The following is a 19,737-nucleotide window of genomic DNA, read 5'->3' on the forward strand; positions in this document are numbered from 1 at the left end:
ATCATGCGGATAAAACAAGAAGATTGAGCAGAGTGTTTTACACAAAGCATTTTGCTCGGGAGGACAGCAAATGGCGCATAAGAGCATCGAGACCAAACATTATGAGGAACGCACCTCCTTCTTTGAGGATCTCGCACGCCTGGGCGCTGTTTCACGGCGCGGCTTCATGCATGTCGCCGGCGTTTCAGCCGGAATCGCCGCCGCCAAAGGGCTGATCACGCCGCAAAGCTTTCAACTGGTCGAGGTTGCGCAAGCCGCCGAAACAGGAACGCCGGCCTTCACCTTTGCCTATGTCTCCGACACCCATCTTTACACGCGCAATGTGAACGACCGTTTCATCAGATCCGCATTGCAGGCGGTTGCCGATGTCAACGCGCTCGACCCGCAGCCGGATTTTGTTTTGTTCGGGGGTGATTTAGCCCAGCTCGGGCGCAGGGACGAACTTGATCTCGGCGCCGAGATTTTGAAGGAAATTAAGGCGCCGGTAAAAATGATGGTCGGCGAACATGACTGGTTTCTCGACATGGGTGAGCATTGGCGAACCTTGTTCGGTCCCCCGCAATATTCGTTCGACCATAAGGGCATTCATTTCGTGACGCTGATGAGCGTTCAGGAAAAAGATTTCTGGACCCAGCGTGGCATGACGCCCGCCGAGCGGATGCAGACGGTGGCCGGCCTCGACAACGGTGTTCAATCTCGCTTCGAAGTCGGAGCGGAAGGGCGCCAGTGGCTGCAGAACGATCTGGCCCCGCTCGACAAGAAAACACCGATCGTCATTTTTTCGCATTCACCGCTTTACAAATATTATCGCAACTGGAATTTCTGGACAGACGACGCCGACGAAGTTCAGGCCATTCTCTCTAAGTTCGATACGGTGACCGTCATTCACGGCCACACCCATCAGATGCTGCTCAACCACATTGGAAACATCAATTTCTATGGACTGTTGTCAACCGCATGGCCATGGCCCTATGCGCCCGAAGGTCTGCCCAAACTCACAGTTCAAATGAACCGGGCCGACCCCTTCAATGCATTCGACGGATGCGGCAACGGTCATTTCGATGTCCTGACCGCCGGCATGGTCGACAAGGTCCATAATCTCTGGAACCGCAATCCGGTCACCGTGCGGGCACGGTATTTATCGTCGAACGGCGCGCAGGATCGCCCGCCGGCGGCGACGCTGACCAGTTACTGAGGGAGACGATGATGCGCCTAACCCATGGTCTCGCCCTCGCTCTCGCTCTGGTCGCCGGACCCACCTTCGCCGGTGAACATCCGGCACAACACAATCTGCCCCCCTCGCCGGATGGAAATTTGGTTGTCGGACTCTGCGACGGCGAGACGTCCATCGAGGTCAAGGGGGTGAAGCCCGGCGATCCGGTCACGCGTGAGCAGGGCCAGCAAATTGCTGACACGCTCATGCAGCAATGGCGGGCGAAGCATCCAGATGCCGAATGGGTGGTGGCGGCCGCCGATATACAACCGCAGCCGAAGCCGCTGAGTGAATCCGGTCCATCAGGCAACAAGGATCAGTTTCAGACTTATGGTTCCTTCACCGATCGCGACAAGCAGATCTGGCAGGATTCGACCGAACGTTTGGTGGCGGAAGGCAAACGTATTTTTCACGACGCCAAGGCGCTCGGCGGCACCAATTCCGTCTCCTGCGACATGTGCCATCCGGATGGCTCCAATACTCACCCCGAGACCTATCCCAAGTATCAGGTGCAATTGGGTCGCGTCGTCTTGCTACGCGACATGATCAATTGGTGCATCGAGAATCCGGTACGCGGCAAACCCTTCCCTGACGATGATCCTCGGCTCAAGGCGCTTGAGGCCTATATTCTTGCGCAGAGAAAAGGTGTCGCGCTCGACTACGGCAAGCATTGAGCCCTATGGCTTAGGCGATCGAAAAAACTTCTGTCGAAGTGCGAGAGATCAGCCTGAGGCTTGGACCGGCGGGTCGCCGGTTAGACTTTGCCGGCACGGAGGCGCAGCCGTATCCAAGTCAGAAAGGCGCGCGCCTCCCGCTTGAGCCTGACGGAAAACGCCCAAATTTTTGTCGAGCGTGCGAAGGCAAGAAGTCGATCGCGAATATCAAAAAGCCAATCCAGGAGCTTTGTGAACCAGCTGATCGTTCTGAGTTTCGCCTGTCCCGCCATATAAATTCGCTCAACGACGACAAGGCTTACAATATAAGCCAAGGCCATCATGATCAGACCCATCGTGATCTGCCCCGCGCCCATCAGATAAAGGGCGTAAACCTTTGCCGGTTCGGCGATTGCGAAGGGAATAGCGAGCAAGACCAGAATGGCATAGGGCGGCAGGGCGGCGACGGCGTCCTGCAGGCGGATGACAAACTGGAGTTTTGCCACCCAACGCAGCAGCGGCAAGAACAGCGGTGTGAAGATGGCGTCGAGAACGACGTAAAGGATGACAACGGCTTTTGCCACCCAGATGAAGATGCGGCGCAATCCGGACTCTTGGTTCAATGCTGGCAAAATAAGATCCTCTCAAAAGGTTTGCCACGACCTGCACAGGCCAAAACCGACGCGACGAACGACGACATTGCGGCCATCCAGCTCGGCCCTATCTTTGCCGGGATCGCTTCCCCGCATAGGGATTGTCGCTGGTCTTTTTTGAAATGCGAATGGGTACGCCCGGCAGATCGAAGGCCTGCCGGAGGCCGTTGACCAGAAATCGTTCATAGCTCGCGGGCAGAGCCTCCAACTGATTGCCGAAGAGAATGAAATAGGGCGGTCGCGCGCGGAGTTGGGTGATGTAGCGAATTTTAATGCGTCGGCCGGCCACCGCCGGCGGCGGCGTTTGTTCAAGCGCCCCTTCGAGCCAACGGTTGAGTCGGCCGGTGGAAATCCGTTTGTTCCAGACCTCATGGACGCGGAAAATCGCCTCCATTAATTTTTCGATCCCCTCGCCCGTCGCTCCCGAAACCGGCATGACCGGAGCACCCTTGACCTGCGGCAATAATCTGGCGGCCTCCTCGCGGAGCTCGGAAAGCTTGCTCCCCTTGGCCTCGATCAAATCCCATTTGTTGACGCCGATAACAAGCGCCCTCCCCTCGCGCTCGGCCAGATCGGCGAGGGTCAAATCCTGTTTTTCGAAGGGAATCGTTGCATCGAGGAGCAGCACGACAACCTCGGCAAACTTGGCCGCGCGCAAGGCGTCGGCGCCCGCCAGCTTTTCAAGGCCGTCCTCCACCCGCGCGCGTTTGCGCAATCCCGCCGTATCGAACATTTTGATGTGTCGATTGTGCCACTCGAAATCAATGCCGATCGTATCGCGGGTCAATCCCGGCTCGGGTCCGGTCAGCAGCCGGTCCTGGCCGAGAATTCGATTGAGCAGGGTCGATTTGCCGGCATTGGGACGGCCGATGATCGCGATCCGCAGCGGTTTCGTGACATCGAGTTCGGAGCCATCCTCGTCGTCGCCCAGCCGCAGGCGGGCGCTACCCTCCTCCGCTTCCGCCGGCAATTCGGTTGCGTCTGGAAGCGCTTCACGCACAGCGACATAAAGATCCGCCAGGCCATCGCCATGCTCGGCCGAAAGGGGCACCGGGACCCCAAGCCCCAGATCATACCCTTCCAGCGCGCCCGAGGCGCCGACCCGACCCTCGGCCTTGTTGGCGATCAGAATTAGGGGCTTCCCGGCGCGCCGCACCAGATTTGCGAAGAAACGATCGGCCGGCGTCAAACCGGTGCGCGAATCGAAAACGAAAAAAATCGCATCGGCGAGCTCTAGAGCGGCTTCCGTTTGCGCCCGCATCCGGCCCGGCAGGGACGCGCTATCGCCCTCCTCCAGCCCAGCCGTATCGATGATCTTGAAGGAGAGATCGCCGAGCTTGGCATCGCCCTCGCGCCGGTCCCTTGTTACCCCGGGACGATCGTCCACAAGCGCGAGCTTTTTGCCCGCGAGCCGATTGAACAGGGTCGATTTGCCGACGTTCGGGCGGCCGATGATCGCGATGGTGAACATCGTCTCAATTTACTTGGCCGGGGCGTTTCCGGGCTCGGGAGTTTTCGGCGGTTGATCTGCGAGCTGTGGCGCGTTTGAGGGGGACGCCTCACCCGCGGTCGGTGGCGCCGCAGCAGCTTGAACCAAGCCAAGCAGCGCTTCAGCGCGCATCCGCACACCCTGGGGCGCCTGATGGTCCGAAACGATGGCGTCGAGCCAGCGGCCGGCAGCGTCCAGAGAATTGCGTTTCATCGCGGCAAGACCGAGCAGTTCCCGAATTTGATTGCGATAGGGAAATGTATCCGCCGCAAGCGGTGCGTATTTCTGTTCGAATTCCGTGGGATCGTCCCGATCGACGCGCAGCGTCGCCGCCCGAACCTGCGCAACATCCTTGAAGATCTGATCATAGCCTGGATCAGCGATCAAAGCGGCATAGGCCTTGATCGCGGCCTCCGGGTCGTGCGGGGCCAGCTCGTCGGCGGCGCGAAGACGCGCCAGTGTGGCGAACCCCTTTGGAGCGGTCTTGGCGAGGTCTTCGAACGCTGCTTCGGCTTCGGCGGATTTACCCTCGCGGGACAACTGCAGCGCGGCTTCATATTTGGCGCCGGCAGCCTCGGCCGCCTGGTCCCGGTAATGCTGGTAGAGCCGATAGGCCCCCGTCCCGGCCACGATCAGAACGGCCAGGGCGATGAGAACATATTGATATTTGGTCCACAGCCGAACGATACGGTCCCGGCGGACTTCTTCGTCGACTTCGCGGAAAAATTCGGTCATCGCAGTCCCAGGGAACAATACAGCGGGAAAAAGGGCATCGCACGAACCGCGCGCCGAGGGAAGCCCCCCTGCGCATACTGGCCGCCGCGCCTGCGAGCTTCAGCTTCGATCGCGGTGCAGCCAGGCTTTAAGCGAGGGCTTAGCAATTAGTCAAAACTTTCGACAGGGGCAACTACTGCACAAATTCATAAGCGAAGGTAACGGAAACAACGGACATCACCACGAGTCCAACGATGAAGAATACATCGGCAATCTGCTCAAGTCTGTTTCGTCCCTTTTGCGCGTAATTGTTACGCCTGATGGATGAATAGGAGCAGAGGCAGCTGATTAAAAAGCACAGGCTGTTCAAAGCAAGATATTCATCGACATGGCTGGGACCGATGTGAGCCTCGGCAATCTTAACGAGCCCTATTCCGGTCAGACATACGCCTAGCATTGTCGACGCACTGGGAAGAATATGATGCGAAAGTTGGTCTGAGTTCATATTTGGCTTTGCCTACCCCAGCTCGAAATCGGACGACAAGCGACACTTGCCTCAAGCCGCGATCCCGCTCAAGGAGGCGATCAGTCAAATCATCGAGAAAATTCGGCTTCAAGGAGCGCCGTTGTCCGGCGGCGACAGGCGTTGCATCAAATCAACCAAGGTCTGGCGGTTGGTTTTGTCGCAGCGCTGCACATCGATTGCGGCCTGTACCGCCGCCGCCAACCACCAGCTCAAGGAGAGTTGGCCTGTGTCGACGCTCTCCTCGGTCCAGACGTCTTTGCACTCCCGCAGGTCGCGCGGATCGGCGGAGCTTTCATACCGAAGGTCCGGCTGTGCCGCGACACTCAATTTGAAGAAATTCGAGGTGGTCCCTTCGGGGCATGAGGGATCCGCCGCCGGGTCGCAATGGACCGCGAGGGTGCGATCAGCCAGATCTTTGGCCTCGGCGCCATGGCCGTCTCTTGTGTGAAGGAGCGTTTCGAAGGGTGCCTTCAGCACTCCGAAAACGCGCGCCGCGAAATCATTGGTTGAGAGTTCGAGATAGGGTGTAACCGCCGGCCTTCGCGGAATCACGACATCCTTGATCGGTTTTTCGGGATCGTTCGCAATCGTGAGAAGGACGGGCTGAATGGAATGGGCCATCAAGGCTTGGGCGACGTCAAGCGCGGTCGAATCTCCGGAGTTTTCGAAATATCCGCCATCGACCAGGCGATCACCGAATTTCGGCTGGTCCATGACATCAAAAGCCCCAGCCGGCGAAATGATTGGAAAGCGCGCGCTGGTCAATGCTGCTGTCGACAATAGTATGTCCGGCGCATCGAGTTCGGCTTGCGGCCCGCCCGCTTGAGTGTTGCGGTTGGGGCATGCCTGCTTCTTGACGTCGGGAGCGGCGCAGCTCGAGGACATCACCTCGAACAGATCGTAAGCTTGCGAGTAGAGTCCAAAGGGCTTGCCGGTTTTATCCAGATAGGTCGAAGGAACGTCGGCGGCGATAATCCGGCGCCCTGTTTGAACGGATGTGGCGTTGAGAAACAGCAGCGGTAGCCAGCTCTTGTCGTCCCCGGTCGCGGCATAGAGCAACGGCAAATACCCGAATCGACGGCAAAGGCCTGTGTCTCGATCTTTCCCACAGGTCCGTCCAGTGTCCCGCCAGCGTGGATTTTCAGTAACGACATAATCATAATGCCGCTCGAAGGCCTGTTCGAGAAGAACGGCGCGGTCATCGATCACAGACGGTCCGCGGATCACCTCCCGCGCCAATGAGAAATTGTCGCGAAAACCAAGTCCGATGAAAACCGGCGAAAGATAATCGCCCGTCACGAGCGCCTGGAGGCATTCCCGCCAAGTGAAATTCCGTTGCTTGCCTTGTGCCTCATCGGCCCTGAACCAAGTCGAATGGGCGGTATGGCAAGGCGGCGTCCCTTTGGGATCCTGCATGGCATCTGCCAACGCCGCGCGGATCACGGCGGCGCCGAGCGCCCCACCCGAAACTCCGGAAATCGCAAAGATCCGCCGTGCGGGATCCAAACGTCCCCGGCCGTGGGCAGCGGGCATACGATCAAGAATCTCGCCAACGAAGGTGGCAGCGGCAAAAGCGGCGCGGCTGGCGCCTCCGTCGATTGCGATGATCAGGGCGGGCGGACAGTCGGTCTTGTCGGCGCAATCATTCGCGGCCTTCCATCGGTCAACAGCGCTCTTGAAATCGATTTGCCGGTTGGACAAATTCTGCGGTACCGCCGCAACAGTGCGCAGATCATTGAAATGCTTGTTCAGGCCCGTCAAAATCAACGCGGCACCCAACGCCAACGCAAGCAGAGGAACGCCCCAGGAATTGGCGCGTCGCTGAATAAAACTTAAGATGAGGACGAGACTTCCGAACAGAAATGGAATCATAAGCGCGCGGGGAACCCACGCGACTGCGAGAACCGGATCGGCATAAGCCACGACAAAAATCAAAAAGGTTGCGACGAGCGAGCCCCAGACGAAGAGGGATTCCCATAAAGGCCCCATATTCGCTGTCATCTTCCCACGTCGGACAACGAAAATCCAAAACAGCAGCGCGACGAAAATGTCGGTCGCCAGAAGGATTACAAGCTGCTCCAGGGTTTTCTCGCCGATCGGCAGGCCGCGCCCGATCCATTGGGTCCGCAGAGCAAAGCCAATTCCAACAGCAAACGCCATGAAGGGAATGAGGCCGAGAACCCGGGGAACATATTTGATGAGGCCGGCATGCTCATAACGCAATTTTGTCGTGAGCGCCTCTCGTTGCTCCGCGGGGATTTCGCGACGCAGCCGCCAATTGATCAGCCACGCGTCCTTTTCCAGAGTTCGGCGCGCACCATAATGGACCGGGAAGGCCCAAAAAAAGAAGAGCGCGGCGAAAACCAGAAACCAGTAGCCGATCGCCAGCGGAAGATTTGCGTTCAGACTCACATCAGCGAAAAGGTTTTGAGCCGGAAGGGCTACATAAAAAAGCGCAAGTCCGCCAAAGGCGCTGGCGACACTGACCCGGCACGCCCAAAGCGTCCGTGCCAGCCAAACCACATGAGCCCACATGTTTCCCCCACCTGTTTCATCGACGATGCGATGTGCTCGAAATCGATGTCCCGAACCGATGTGCGCTTGGACGCAATTTACAAGGAATAAGGGTTGGCGCGTTGTTGAAATCTGGTAGGCGATGTTTGAACTATTTTCGGATGAATTTCCGCTTTTTGAAAGCTGAAACTGGTTGCTACTTCCATTCTGTTGTTCATCTCATGATAAGCGTTTGATACAATATGCGTTTGACCAAATGCCTACACGACAGCCGAGCACGCGATTGGCAGAGGGACAACGGTCAACTCCAGCTTGTGGGACAAAATGCTGATTTTTGTGAGAGGCCATTCACTCTTTCACTCCTACTCGATCGTTCCGAGCGATGATAACGCATTGATTTAAGGGGAAAACCTTTTCCGCGCATGACGAAGAACCGCCCTCTCGATCCGTCAGAAATTTGTGCTCTTGAATTCAAAGGAAAATTTCGCCGATTCGGGATATGCTCAGTTTCAGCGACTATCGACATCGATCGGTCGATTTCGACATCTCCCGCAAAAAAGCTGTGCGATTGAATGGCTAGAAAAATACCGTCAGCCGCTCATCCCCGCCCCCTGCTACGCGGGTTGTCCGGCAGCTTCCAGGATTAGCCGGGTGATCTCGTTGGGATGGGAGATCAGCGAAAGATGGCTTGATTTCACTTCGATGGTCTTGGCGCCCATGCGCTTGGCCATGAAGCGTTCGAGGTCCGGATTGATAGTGCGATCTTCCGTCGAAACGGCATAGAAGCTCGGTTTCGACCGCCAGGCCGCGTACGTTGTTTTGCCGGTCAGCAGGGCCTTTTGAAACGGCTCCTGGACAGCATAGAGAACCTTCGCCTTCGCTTCCGGCAGGTCGCCCGCGAAATCGCGCAGGAAGGCTACCTCGGTGAGGCGTCCTTCATCGCCGTCGAAGATGATACCGGCGGATGCCGGCGGCGTGGGATAGGTCTTGGCCAGAGCGGTGTAATCCTCGCCCGCGTCCGGCGCCCGCGCCGCCACATAAACCAGGGACGAGACCTTGGGATGCACGCCTGCCTCCGTAACGATCATGCCAGAGAAGGAATGCCCGACCAAGACTGTCGGGCCATCCTGCCGATCAAGCACGCGCTGGGCGGAGGCGACGGCTTCCGGCAGCGTCGTCAGAGGGTTCTGTACGGCGGTGGCGTTGAGCCCTGCCACCTGCAGGCGCGCGATCACCTCGGACCAGCATGATCCGTCGGCGAACAGCCCATGCACGAGGACGACGTTGCGTGCTCTGGTCGGGGCGGCAGCCATGCCGCGGGTGGAGATCAGCGAAGCGGCGGCGCCTGCAACGAGCGCGGTCGAGATAGTACGCCTGTTCATCGTCATGATATGTCTTCCGTTGATTGTGAGAGGTTGTGGCGAAATCTGTCCGCACACAGCGGCGGCGCGCCGAATGTCGACATGCTGGCGTCGCTTCGCCGTTGAATCCTCGTCCGTCATGCCGATGCAACCAGATCGCGCAGCGAATCTAAGACCGCGCTAGGATGCGGGCCGCTGTTCCCGAGGTTGACCTTTTGAAGAAAGGTCACCCCGCGATCGGGCACCATTTTTACTTCACGGTCAAAGCTGACGTTCGCGGGTGATTGCCCTGCTCGCCTGCTCGCCGATAATGACGCTAGGGGCCATGGTGTTAGCTAATGGAACCCGCGGCATCACGGAGGCGTCGGCGATACGGAGGCGGTCGACGCCGTAGACCTTGAGGCGGCTATCCACGACAGACATGTCGTCGTGCCCCATCTTGGCAGTGCAGCTCTGGTGCCAAATGGTCGTCACGCCGTCGCGGATAAAATTGTCCATGGCGGCAGCGTCGAGCACCGTCGGCATGACCTCTCGCTTCACGAAGCCCTGAAGCGCCTGAGCATTGCCAACCTCCCGCGCAAGCTCCACGCACCGCCGCAATGCGGTTAGATCGGCCGGATCGGAAAGGATTTGCGAATCGATCTGGATCGGATCTTCGGGTTTGGCACCAGTCAGGCGCAGACGGCCCACGCTGTGCGGACGTAGCAGTGCCGGAAATATCCCCCAGGATCCTGCCGGAATGGTGTAGCGCCCAGCGAGTTCGGCGGTTGCGACGGGAAACTGGACCTGAAGCAACTGGATATCAGGACTGTCCAACTCCGGCGCGCTCTTCGCGAAGATGGTGGCTTCGCCTCCATTGCCATGGGGAGGCAGCGGCGCCGGATATTCCCAGACGCAGCTTGAGACCATGATGTGGTCCTGGAAGTTGGCGCCCACTCCCGGGAGACGTTGGACCAGTGGGATATCCAGGGATGCCAGCGTTTCGGCATCGCCAACGCCGGACTGCATCAGTACCTTGGGGGTCTGGATGGCACCCAGGGACAGGATCACTTCCTGCGAGGCGAGGAAGCGGTGGCTCCGACCGTCGAGGATGCACTCCAGGCCGATCGCCGCTCCCCGTTCGATGATCACGCGCGTGACCAGGGTGCCAGGCAGTACCGTCAGGTTCGGCTGGTTCATCAGCGGGAAGGTGTAGGATCGGAAGATCGACTGTCGCCGGCCGTCGCGAATGCGCAGGTTGAAGTAGGAAGCGCCCCCGGGGCCTTCCATCATGGAGCCGTTCGCATCGTCGAAGACAGGGATGCCAAGTTCGATGGCGGCGTCGAGCATCGCGGTTGCGACGGGGTGCGGTTCGATCGGAGGCGTGATGTAAAGGAGACCATTCTGCCCGCGTCGGGCCGGATCGGGCGTACCCTGCCAGTTTTCGATCTCGCGGTAGATACCCAGAACGGAGTCATAGCTCCAGGCGGGATCGCCGGCCTGGGCGGCAAAATAATCCCAGTCGCTCTTGTGGCCGCGAGCCCAGAGCATGACGTTGATGCTCGATCCTCCCCCCAGCACCTTGCCCATGCTCATCGGGATGGCACGCCCGTTGAGGTGCGGATTGGGTAAGGCCGTGAAACCCCAGTCGCGCGCGCTGCCCAGATTCAGCGGCCACGCCGCCGCCATTTCCACCTCGGGTGCGCTGTCGCTCCCACCGGCCTCGATCAGCAGCACCGAGACGTCCGGATTCTCAGCCAGCCGCCGCGCCACAACCGCGCCGGACGAGCCGGATCCGCATACGATAAAGTCGTAGGCGGTCCGCAAAGAGCCGCGAAGTCGAAGCTGGTTTTCTTCCACCTCGCGGGCGAATTCCGCGTCAAGACGCTCAAGAGCCGATGGTTCGCTCATTTGTCACTCCAAAAATGGGAGTTCCGCCTCAACCCTGACCGCCCGGCCCGGTCGCGTGGACCGGGCCGGAGTGGTGGCACTTTCGGCTACGCGTCGAGGAAGGTCCGGACATGGCTGACGAACACTTCATGGTGTTGGAAGGGGGCGCCGTGGCCGGAGTCGGGATAGAGGAGCAGCTGAGCGTTGCTCATAGCCTTGAACATCGCATAGGCGTTGCCCGCCGGCAGCATGGTGTCGTGGCTGCCGCTGACCACGAGGGCGGGCTGCTTGATAGCGCGCAGGATGGCGTGCTCGGGGTCAGGCGTCGCGCACCAGGTGATTAGGGCCTTGGCCTGCGGATCGGTCACGGCACTTCCGTTATCGGTGTCCCGGTCTTCCTTGCGGGCATAGACCCGGTTCAGGAACGCCTTGCCGGCGGCCTGGCTGGCGGCCGATTGGGTGAAGAACAGCGGCAGCCGCGGATCCGGCGCTTCGGTGTGGGAGAAAGCCTCCTTGAGGACTGCCAGCAGGTGCTCTTCACCGCCCTGCGGCGCGGTGCCGACGAGGATCAGCTTGCGGACAAGCGGGCCGTGGTCGACCGCCATCAGCTGGGCAACGCAGCCGCCGAGGGAATATCCCAGCAGGTCGACCTTGGAGAAGCCGAGCAGCTCAATGAAGGTGACTGCGTCGCGGGCCATTGCCGCAACATTGTCAGGGGTTTGGCCGGTCGAACGGCCGACGCCGGCGTTGTCGAAGGCGATCACAGGACGATCGACCGCCAGGGCGTTCACGACGGCGGGGTCCCAAGCGTCGATGTTGCCCGAGAAGTGCTGCAGCAGAACCAGCGGCGTTCCGGTCGACGGGCCGAGCTGGCGATAGGCGAAGCGGATGCCGCTGCCCTCAACGTAGCGGGTGGGCGCTGTTTCCAGCGTGGCACCCTCACGGTTCGCGGTAATGAGTTCGTTCATGTCATCCTCCTGATCGCTTGGCCGCACAATCATTGGTATCGAGGTCGACTCCTCTTTCCTCCATGCCTCCTCCTGTTCCGAAACTGTTGGCGACGTTCGTCATGAGAATCTCCGTTCGAACTATCCCTGCGTTCGCGACCCGTAGGGCGTTGCTTCCGCTGTCAGGCGACCGCCCCGGTTGCGAGTTCCGCCAAGGCACGGAGCTTGGCATCGAGTTTGAGAGCTGCGGCGGATACGTCTTCTTTATGCAGCCGGCTCATCAGAGACGAGGGCAGATCATAGGCCAGACAAGCCTCACCAGATGCCGTTTGGTAGATCACGACCCTTATCGGAACGTTGAGGCCGACGGCGGGGTCGTGGGTGATCATAGTCTGAGCGATCAGCGGGTTGCCTATGATGTATGACCGTGTCTTGGCTTGCACACCCACCCTAGACATCCAGGCGCCATGGTCGTTCGTCAGAAAGCGCATGAAACCGCTTCGGCCCTCGTAGGCTCTGATGCGAGCCTCGAAATCGGTTTGGCTGGTAGCCGCGGCGACCTCACGCGGGATGATGGCGGGGTCCTCGACGCTACCCTGTTCGGCTTCAAAGGCAGCGACAACGTCCTCAAAGGAACGCTGGCTGACATGCTCACAGTGCTGAACGGTAAAGCTATCTATCATGGCTGCCTGCTCTTTGTAGGCTGGTAAGTCCATCTCACCACCCAGCGAGTCATCAGCGTCGGGCGGCGATCAGTTGACATAGGTGTAGATACGCTCTTATATGCGCATATACGCCTTCAATCGAGGATGTCAAGATTGGATGATGCCGCCTTACCCGAGTTCTGCACCTGCTTGGCGATTCGCCAGGCAGCCCGGCACGTAAGCCAGTTCTACGACCAGCATCTGGCCCGCTCGGGGCTGCGGGTAACGCAGTTCTCGATCCTCGCTAAGCTAAAGGAAGAAGGCCCGTTGACCATCAATCGTCTCGCCGAGGCGATGGTGATGGACAGGACGACCCTTGGCCGGAATATTCTGCCTCTGCAGCGAGATGGCCTCATCGCCGTCGCTCGAAGGGTAGGCGACCGCCGGAGCAAGGAACTTCACCTTACGGACGCCGGGCTAAAGCGCCTTAGCGAGGCGTGGACCTATTGGGCAAACGCCCAGGCTGGGTTCGACGCCGCCTTCGGCAGCCGCCAGGATTCGGAATTGCGAACGCTGATGCGAGCCGTTACGTCAACCGAGCTTGTGGTCTGATGACTATCGAGAACTTTCGCACAGCGACACTTGCCGACTCTACGCGGCAATATCCTAACCCTACCCTGCAGTACACCCCCTCACTCCCACTCGATCGTGCCCGGAGGCTTTGAAGTTACGTCATAAACAACGCGATTGATGCCCTTGACTTCATTGATGATCCGCGTCGCGGCGCGGCCGAGAAATGCCATGTCGAAAGGAAAGAAATCCGCCGTCATACCATCGACCGACGTCACGGCGCGGAGCGCACAGACAAATTCATAAGTGCGGCTATCGCCCATGACACCCACGGTTTGCACCGGCAACAAAACCGCGAAGGCCTGCCATATTTTGTCATAGAGGCCGGCCTTTCGAATCTCTTCAAGGTAGATGGCATCGGCCCGCCGCAAGATTTCAAGCTTCTCCGGCGTCACCCCACCGGGGCAGCGAATGGCCAGTCCCGGCCCCGGAAACGGATGCCGGTTGACGAAATTTTCGGGCAAGCCCAATTCCCGGCCGAGGTCGCGCACCTCGTCCTTGAACAATTCCCGCAACGGTTCAACCAGCTTCATCTTCATCCGCTCGGGAAGGCCGCCGACATTATGATGCGATTTGATGGTGACCGAAGGTCCACCGCTCGCCGAGACGCTCTCGATCACATCCGGATAAAGCGTGCCCTGCCCCAAGAACTCCGGCAGTCCACGCCCATCGGCGGCGATCTTCTTGGCCTCGGCTTCGAAGGTCGCAATGAACAGCCGTCCGATAATCTTGCGCTTTTCTTCGGGGTCCCTGATCCCCGTCAGAGCCCCGAGAAACAGGGCTTCGGCTTCGACATGGACGAGCGGAATATTATAATGATCGCGAAACAGCCGGACGACCTCTTGGCCCTCCCCGAGGCGCAGCAGACCATGGTCGACGAAGACGCAGGTCAGGCGCTCGCCGATCGCTTCATGGATCAGGACCGCGGCCACGGCGGAATCGACGCCGCCAGAGAGACCGCACAAGACCCGGCCCGTGCCGACTTGCGCGCGGATCGCCGCCACAGCCTCCCGCCGAAACGCGCCCATGGTCCAGTCGGCACGCAGCCCGGCAACCTTGTGAACGAAATTCGAAAGCAGCCTCGCGCCGTCCGGAGTGTGCGCGACTTCGAGATGAAACTGCACGCCATAGAGGCCGCGCGTCTCATCGGCGACCGCCGCCATCGGCGCGTTTTCAGAAGCCGCAATGCGGGAAAATCCAGGCGGCAATTCGGTCACCGCATCGCCGTGGCTCATCCAGACGGGATAGCGCTGGCCTTTTTCCCACACCCCGTCAAACAGCGCGCTTGGTTGCAGCACCGCCACCTCGGCGCGGCCGAATTCGCGTTTGTGTCCGGCCGCGACGGTGCCGCCCAATTGCGTGGCCATCACTTGCTGGCCATAGCAAATTCCCAGCACCGGCACACCGGCGCTGAAGAGGGCATCGACGGCGCGGGGTGCACCCTGGTCGTGCACGGAGGCCGGGCCGCCGGATAAGATCACCGCTTTTGGCGCGAGCTCCGCAAAAGCCTTGGCGGCATTCTGGAAAGGTGTGATTTCGCAATAGACACCGGCCTCGCGGACCCTTCGGGCAATCAGTTGCGTCAGCTGCGAGCCGAAATCGACAATCAAAACCTTGTCGTGATGCGAGGTCACGACGCTATGCAGAATATCCTCCGCCACCTAAGCCCATCCTCGTCGCTAAAGTGCCCGATTAGGCGATCGTCAGCCAGGACGCAAGCCGTCGCCGGGAATTGACCAGCTGCGGCTACCGCCGCGCCCGGCGTCCCGCCCGCCGCATAGCTGGGAAATAAAGGGAATAGGGTAACAGGCAAAGCAACTTGAACGTATAAGCGAGGCGGCGCGGAAAGGTGATTTCGAAGCCGCTACGCTCGAAGCCGTCGCAAATAATCTTCGCCGCCCGATCCGCATCCATGAGAAAAGGCATTTCGAAAAAATCATTTTGCGCCGTCATGGCCGAGCGGACAAAGCCGGGATTTACAACCTGGACCGTGAGGCCCGCTTGCCGATAGGTGAGATTCAAGGCTTCCGCCATGTAGATCAGGGCCGCCTTGGTCGAACCATAAGCGCAGGACCCCTCAATGCCACCATAGCCGGCCAAGGAGGAGGTGATCGCGATCTGGCCTTTACCACGCCGTTCCATCGCCACGATGATCGGATCGAGGCAATTGACGGTCCCGTCGAGATTGATCTCAAAGGTACGCCGGATGAGATCGGCCGAAAACCGGTCGCGCTCGGCGACGAAATAAACGCCCGCGTTGAGAAAAGCGAGGGCGATGGGTCCGTGCGCCGCCTCGATTTCAGCCACGATCCCAGCGATTGCAGCGCGATCCGTCGTATCTCCGGGAAAGGCAAAGATATTTGGGGACTGGGCCGCCAGGGCTTGCAGTTCGTCCACCCGGCGGGCCGTCACCGCCACCGTGTAACCGCGCCGGGCAAGTTCAAGCGCCACCTCACGCCCGATGCCGGAACTTGCGCCCGTAACCCAGGCAATGCCGTCTGTCGGATGTGCGCGATACATCAGCTGAGCCTCGGGTTAGGGGCGTGAAGCAAGAAGATGTTCAAATCGAACGAGCCGCGCGCCTTTGCGATCGAGCAATTGCGGAAACGCAGGAGATAGAAGAAAGCTGAGTTCACGTTCGCGGGGCTGCGTCACCGGATCGACTGCGACGAGTTCTTCGTCGCAATAGCCCGGATGGCACATGATCAGATGCCGCTGCCCGGGCGCGCGAAGATAGCGGGCGAAGTCGGCGGCGTAGTCGCGCGCTGGGTCAAATGCGGAAAAACCGGAAAAGCCGTCGTTGGTGATAAATCCGCGCGCGGCGGCCTCCTTGGCAAAACCTCTCGCGAGCCAGGCAATTCCGAGAGCTTTTTTCAATTCCACGCCGCGCGTCAAAATTCGAAACGGCCGATCGGCGCTCGACCGCAACCAAATCTTGCCGGAAAGCCCCTTGGCTTCGAGACACTTAAACAGGCACGCGCGGATTTGGGGCAAAATCTGGACGTGCTGGTGACCGTCAACAAAATCGGGCGGAGCCCCAAAGTGATCGCAAAAACTGTCGAGCTGGCGGGTTATTTCCTGGCTTATTTCTGCTTCCGGCAACTGTCCGCGGCGAGAGGCTGCCAGAACATGACCGATTTCCGGAAGGCGCCCGCCGGACACAGCAAAGTGCGGCATGGCCCCCAGCGGCAGTCCAAGTGTCAAATTGAGGTGAAGGCCGATATCGGCGTTGCCCTTGAATGGGCGCAGTTCCTTTGCACCCTTCGGCCAGAATGGGCGCGTCGTCATCACACTCGTTGCACTCAGACGGCCCGCGCCAAGCGCCTCAAGGATGCCACGACTTACGCCAGGCGACAGGGCGAAATCGTCAGCACAGAGACTGAATGAAAAAGATGCTTCCGTACTCCCCAAAGACAAAACCTTCGCTGCAAGCCAGATGTCTCGAACTTATTCCTGAAATGAATAGTCCTGCTTCCGGCACATGTGCAAGCTTCTTGCTCAACCGGCCGCAAAAGCCTAAGCGGAAAATGGTTTGCTCCCATGTCGCGGCAGTTTTGATTCTTGAGGCCATATGATTATGACTGAATCCGCAGCCGGGCCGGGAGCCAGGAAGGCCGCCGAGCTTTCGGTCGTTGCACCGGTCTACAACGAGGCGCGAAGCATTGAAGCTCTGCTGAAGCGGCTCGTGCCGGTCCTTGAGCAATGTGCGACCTCGTTCGAAATCATCTTTGTCGACGATGGCTCCACCGATCCGACGCTGCAAGTCGTTCGCGCCGCTAACCAGACGGACGGGCGAATCCGCGCGCTTTCGCTCAGCCGCAACTTTGGCAAGGAGGTCGCGATCGCGGCCGGCCTGGATTACGCAAGCGGGGCGGCGACCATCATCATGGATGCCGATCTGCAGCATCCGCCCGAACTGATCGAGAGCTTTGTCGCGCACTGGCGCAAAGGATACAAGAATGTCTTCGCCCAGCGCGTCGACCCCGTCTACCATCCGATTCGGCGGCTCTTGACGCAGCGCTTCTACAAGCTGTTCGGCTCGGTCGGCGATATCCGGCTTCCCGAAGGCGCTGGCGATTTTCGCCTCCTCGATGCGCAAGCCGTCGCTGCCCTCCGCGTCATGCGCGAGCACGCGCGGTTCTCGAAAGGACTTTACGCCTGGATTGGTTTCAAATCGATCGGCGTACCTTTCGAGGTCGAGGCACGCGCCCACGGCGTATCCAAATTCAGCTATCGCAAATTGACAAATCTTGCCCTCGACGGGCTGATGTCCTTTTCAACAATTCCTCTTAAAGTTTGGAGCTATATCGGACTGGCCACATCGCTACTGGCGCTGACTCTTGCGAGCTTTTTCTTGATCCGTACCCTCATTTTAGGGGTCGACGTTCCCGGTTATGCCTCGTTGATCGTTTCGATTACATTTTTTGCCGGAATCCAATTGCTGTCGCTGGGTATCATCGGGGAATATATTGGGCGTATCTTTGCCGAAGTGAAGCGGCGGCCGCTCTATTTGATCGAGGAGCGCATCGGGATCGCGCCCCTCCTGCCGGATGATCCGGTTCGTCCTGACTGACTCGAAAGTCTGCATGTACAAAAGCTTGGTTTCTGTCGGCGCCCTCACCCTGCTCTCGCGCGCTGCCGGCTTTTTTCGCGACGTGCTGCTCGGCGCGGTCCTCGGGGCCGGGATGCTCGCAGACGCTTTCGTCGTGGCTCAGCGTCTCCCCAATCATTTTCGTACCATTTTTGGCGAAGGCGCTTTCAATTCCGCCTATGTTCCAAGTTACGCGCGGGTGCTTCAATCGGAGGGCCTTGCCGCCGCGCGAATCTTTTCCGGCCAGATATTTTTGGGGCTGCTTGCATCCCAAATCGTCCTGCTGGCGCTCGCCTGGATTTTTACGCCCTATCTGATCGATCTTCTCGCGCCCGGCTTTCGAGACGATCCGGAGAAATTCGCGCTCACTGTCACGCTGACCCGCATCACCTTTCCCTATCTCCTGTTCATCACCCTCGTTACCTTGCAATCGGGTACTTTGAATGCGCATAGGCGTTTCACCGCCGCGGCCATGACACCCGTCGTCATGAATCTTTCAATGATCGTCTTCCTCAGCGTGGCCTTCCTCTTCTCCAATCCCGGATTGGCGGCGAGCTGGGGACTGACGGTCTCTGGCGTGCTGCAGCTCGCCCTGACGGCGGGGGCCGCTCATCACGCCGGCATTTTCGAGCGCTTCACGCGGCCCTCAATGACCAAGCACATCAAGCACTTTTTGACGACCCTGGGACCGGCCGTGATCGGCTCGGCGGGCGCGCAGATCGCGCTCTTCGCCGACACGATCATCGGTTCGCTGCTGCCCACCGGAGGCCCATCGTCGATCTATTATGCCGACCGGATCTATCAACTGCCGCTTGGGGTCATCGGAATTGCAGCCGGCACGGTGCTGCTGCCGGAGATGAGCCGTTTGCTGGCGGCCGGCAATCCCGGTGCCGCCTTGCATGCGCAGAACCGGACGATGGCGCTCACCCTTGCGGTATCAGCGCCATTCTTCATCGCCTTCATCATGATCTCGGATTCGATTATGCGCGGCGTTTTCCTGCGCGGCGCCTTCACGGCGTACGCAGCCCAAGAGTCGGCCGCCGTGCTCACAGCCTATGGATTTGGGCTTATCGCGATCGTGCTTCTGCGCTCGGCAGTACCAAGCTTCCAGGCCCGCGGCGATACAACGACGCCGATGCAGATCGCGCTGACAGCGGTCGCGATCAATGTCGCCCTAAAGATCGTCCTGTTCAAGCCATTTGGAGCGCCGGGGCTCGCCGCCGCCACGGCGGCGGGCGCCTGGATCAATCTCATGCTTTTGTGTTTTTTCGCGATCCGGCGTGGCTTGATGCGGATCGATTTATTTTTTTGGAAGGCAACCACTACGGTCACGGTGGCGTCCTTCGTTCTAGCGGTCTTCGCTCTCTTTGCACCGGCCCCCGCTCGCCAACTGACCGCGAGCCTGGGACGGTTCGCCAATGTCCTTGAGCTTCTGCTTCTCGGCGCTACTGGGGCTCTGGTTTATGGGATCGTTCTCTTCGCCGCTCTGCGCATCGCCGGGGTACGACTACGGCGGCGCCCGGCCGTCGCAGCAAGCGAGCCCTAAGTCTCGCAACAGCCCGGCGCGGCATCAAGATTTAAGCCTGGCGCCGTGCAGTTTTTATATTCTTGGTAGGCTTTCAGCGCCCACATCTCGCCGACACAGCCGCCCATCGCCGAGGCCACAGCCAAGATTTCCCCAAGCTCGGCCTCGGTCGCGCCAAGTTTCACCGCCTGTTGGACGTAAAATTTCGCACAGGGCTCGCACCGGGCCGAGATGGCCCAGAGCATTGCGGCCAGCGCCTTGAAACGCGCCGGCAATACGCCATCGGTGAAGATCGCCTCCTGCCGCATCGCGTGAATATGGCGCGTCGTCGACTTGGTGAGCTTGCCGAATTCGGCGATCAAGCCGAGGGATGGGTCGATGTCTACCATTTGCATGAGCGCTCCTGCC

18 protein-coding genes are annotated in these 19,737 nt (G+C 59.5%); 5 read left to right on the forward strand and 13 right to left on the reverse strand.

Annotation, left to right across the window (positions count from 1 at the left end; genetic code table 11):
- Nucleotides 1-70 precede the first annotated feature (70 nt).
- Nucleotides 71-1,195, forward strand: coding sequence for a serine/threonine protein phosphatase (locus tag CU048_01415; protein QBR70157.1), 1,125 nt, complete (start codon nt 71-73; stop codon nt 1,193-1,195).
- Between the two features lie 473 nt (nt 1,196-1,668).
- A complete protein-coding gene (locus CU048_01420; protein ID QBR72565.1) occupies nt 1,669-1,887 on the forward strand; it encodes a hypothetical protein in 219 nt (72 codons plus the stop codon).
- A gap of 80 nt (nt 1,888-1,967) precedes the next feature.
- On the opposite strand, the gene CU048_01425 is transcribed toward CU048_01420, so the two are convergent.
- The 9 genes from CU048_01425 to CU048_01465 all read right to left on the reverse strand — a co-directional run bounded on the left by CU048_01425 (nt 1,968) and on the right by CU048_01465 (nt 12,655).
- Entirely contained in the window at nt 1,968-2,489 is a 522-nt protein-coding gene (locus CU048_01425; protein ID QBR70158.1) for a hypothetical protein, read from the reverse strand.
- A gap of 97 nt (nt 2,490-2,586) precedes the next feature.
- On the reverse strand, nt 2,587-3,990 hold the full coding sequence (locus tag CU048_01430) for a ribosome biogenesis GTPase Der (GenBank protein ID QBR70159.1): 1,404 nt from the start codon (nt 3,988-3,990) through the stop codon (nt 2,587-2,589).
- A 9-nt stretch (nt 3,991-3,999) separates the two neighbouring features.
- Complete coding sequence (locus CU048_01435) at nt 4,000-4,743, reverse strand: hypothetical protein (GenBank protein ID QBR70160.1); 744 nt, start codon at nt 4,741-4,743, stop codon at nt 4,000-4,002.
- Nucleotides 4,744-4,915: 172 nt separating this feature from the next.
- On the reverse strand, nt 4,916-5,227 hold the full coding sequence (locus CU048_01440) for a hypothetical protein (GenBank protein QBR70161.1): 312 nt from the start codon (nt 5,225-5,227) through the stop codon (nt 4,916-4,918).
- A 108-nt stretch (nt 5,228-5,335) separates the two neighbouring features.
- Nucleotides 5,336-7,783, reverse strand: coding sequence for a hypothetical protein (locus CU048_01445; GenBank protein QBR70162.1), 2,448 nt, complete (start codon nt 7,781-7,783; stop codon nt 5,336-5,338).
- Nucleotides 7,784-8,376: 593 nt separating this feature from the next.
- Nucleotides 8,377-9,150, reverse strand: a complete 774-nt coding sequence (locus CU048_01450) for an alpha/beta hydrolase (protein ID QBR72566.1) — start codon at nt 9,148-9,150, stop codon at nt 8,377-8,379.
- 234 nt (nt 9,151-9,384) lie between these two features.
- Nucleotides 9,385-11,013 carry an oxidoreductase gene (locus tag CU048_01455; GenBank protein QBR70163.1) on the reverse strand — a complete coding sequence of 543 codons (1,629 nt, stop codon included), beginning with the start codon at nt 11,011-11,013 and terminating at the stop codon, nt 9,385-9,387.
- An 86-nt stretch (nt 11,014-11,099) separates the two neighbouring features.
- On the reverse strand, nt 11,100-11,960 hold the full coding sequence (locus CU048_01460; protein ID QBR72567.1) for an alpha/beta hydrolase: 861 nt from the start codon (nt 11,958-11,960) through the stop codon (nt 11,100-11,102).
- A 161-nt stretch (nt 11,961-12,121) separates the two neighbouring features.
- Nucleotides 12,122-12,655, reverse strand: coding sequence for a hypothetical protein (locus CU048_01465; GenBank protein ID QBR70164.1), 534 nt, complete (start codon nt 12,653-12,655; stop codon nt 12,122-12,124).
- 93 nt (nt 12,656-12,748) lie between these two features.
- Between CU048_01465 and CU048_01470 the strand changes: the two genes are divergently transcribed.
- The gene (locus CU048_01470; protein ID QBR70165.1) at nt 12,749-13,195 is read left to right on the forward strand and encodes a MarR family transcriptional regulator; all 447 of its coding nucleotides are present in this window, start codon (nt 12,749-12,751) and stop codon (nt 13,193-13,195) included.
- 80 nt (nt 13,196-13,275) lie between these two features.
- Here the strand turns inward: CU048_01470 and guaA are convergent, their stop codons facing one another.
- The 3 genes from guaA to CU048_01485 all read right to left on the reverse strand — a co-directional run bounded on the left by guaA (nt 13,276) and on the right by CU048_01485 (nt 16,624).
- The gene (guaA, locus tag CU048_01475) at nt 13,276-14,847 is read right to left on the reverse strand and encodes a GMP synthase (glutamine-hydrolyzing) (GenBank protein QBR72568.1); all 1,572 of its coding nucleotides are present in this window, start codon (nt 14,845-14,847) and stop codon (nt 13,276-13,278) included.
- Nucleotides 14,848-14,959: 112 nt separating this feature from the next.
- The gene (locus tag CU048_01480) at nt 14,960-15,733 is read right to left on the reverse strand and encodes an oxidoreductase (protein QBR70166.1); all 774 of its coding nucleotides are present in this window, start codon (nt 15,731-15,733) and stop codon (nt 14,960-14,962) included.
- Nucleotides 15,734-15,748: 15 nt separating this feature from the next.
- On the reverse strand, nt 15,749-16,624 hold the full coding sequence (locus CU048_01485; GenBank protein QBR70167.1) for a hypothetical protein: 876 nt from the start codon (nt 16,622-16,624) through the stop codon (nt 15,749-15,751).
- A 166-nt stretch (nt 16,625-16,790) separates the two neighbouring features.
- On the opposite strand from CU048_01485, the gene CU048_01490 reads away from it, so the two are divergent.
- Together CU048_01490 and mviN are read left to right on the forward strand one after the other, a co-directional pair.
- A complete protein-coding gene (locus CU048_01490) occupies nt 16,791-17,786 on the forward strand; it encodes a glycosyltransferase (protein ID QBR72569.1) in 996 nt (331 codons plus the stop codon).
- 13 nt (nt 17,787-17,799) lie between these two features.
- The gene (mviN, locus tag CU048_01495; protein ID QBR70168.1) at nt 17,800-19,350 is read left to right on the forward strand and encodes a murein biosynthesis integral membrane protein MurJ; all 1,551 of its coding nucleotides are present in this window, start codon (nt 17,800-17,802) and stop codon (nt 19,348-19,350) included.
- On the opposite strand, the gene CU048_01500 is transcribed toward mviN, so the two are convergent.
- On the reverse strand, nt 19,347-19,724 hold the full coding sequence (locus tag CU048_01500; protein QBR70169.1) for a carboxymuconolactone decarboxylase family protein: 378 nt from the start codon (nt 19,722-19,724) through the stop codon (nt 19,347-19,349). The genes mviN and CU048_01500 overlap by 4 nt on opposite strands.
- Nucleotides 19,725-19,737 lie beyond the last annotated feature (13 nt).

Source organism: Beijerinckiaceae bacterium, from assembly GCA_004564215.1.
Classification (GTDB): domain Bacteria; phylum Pseudomonadota; class Alphaproteobacteria; order Rhizobiales; family Beijerinckiaceae; genus Methylocapsa.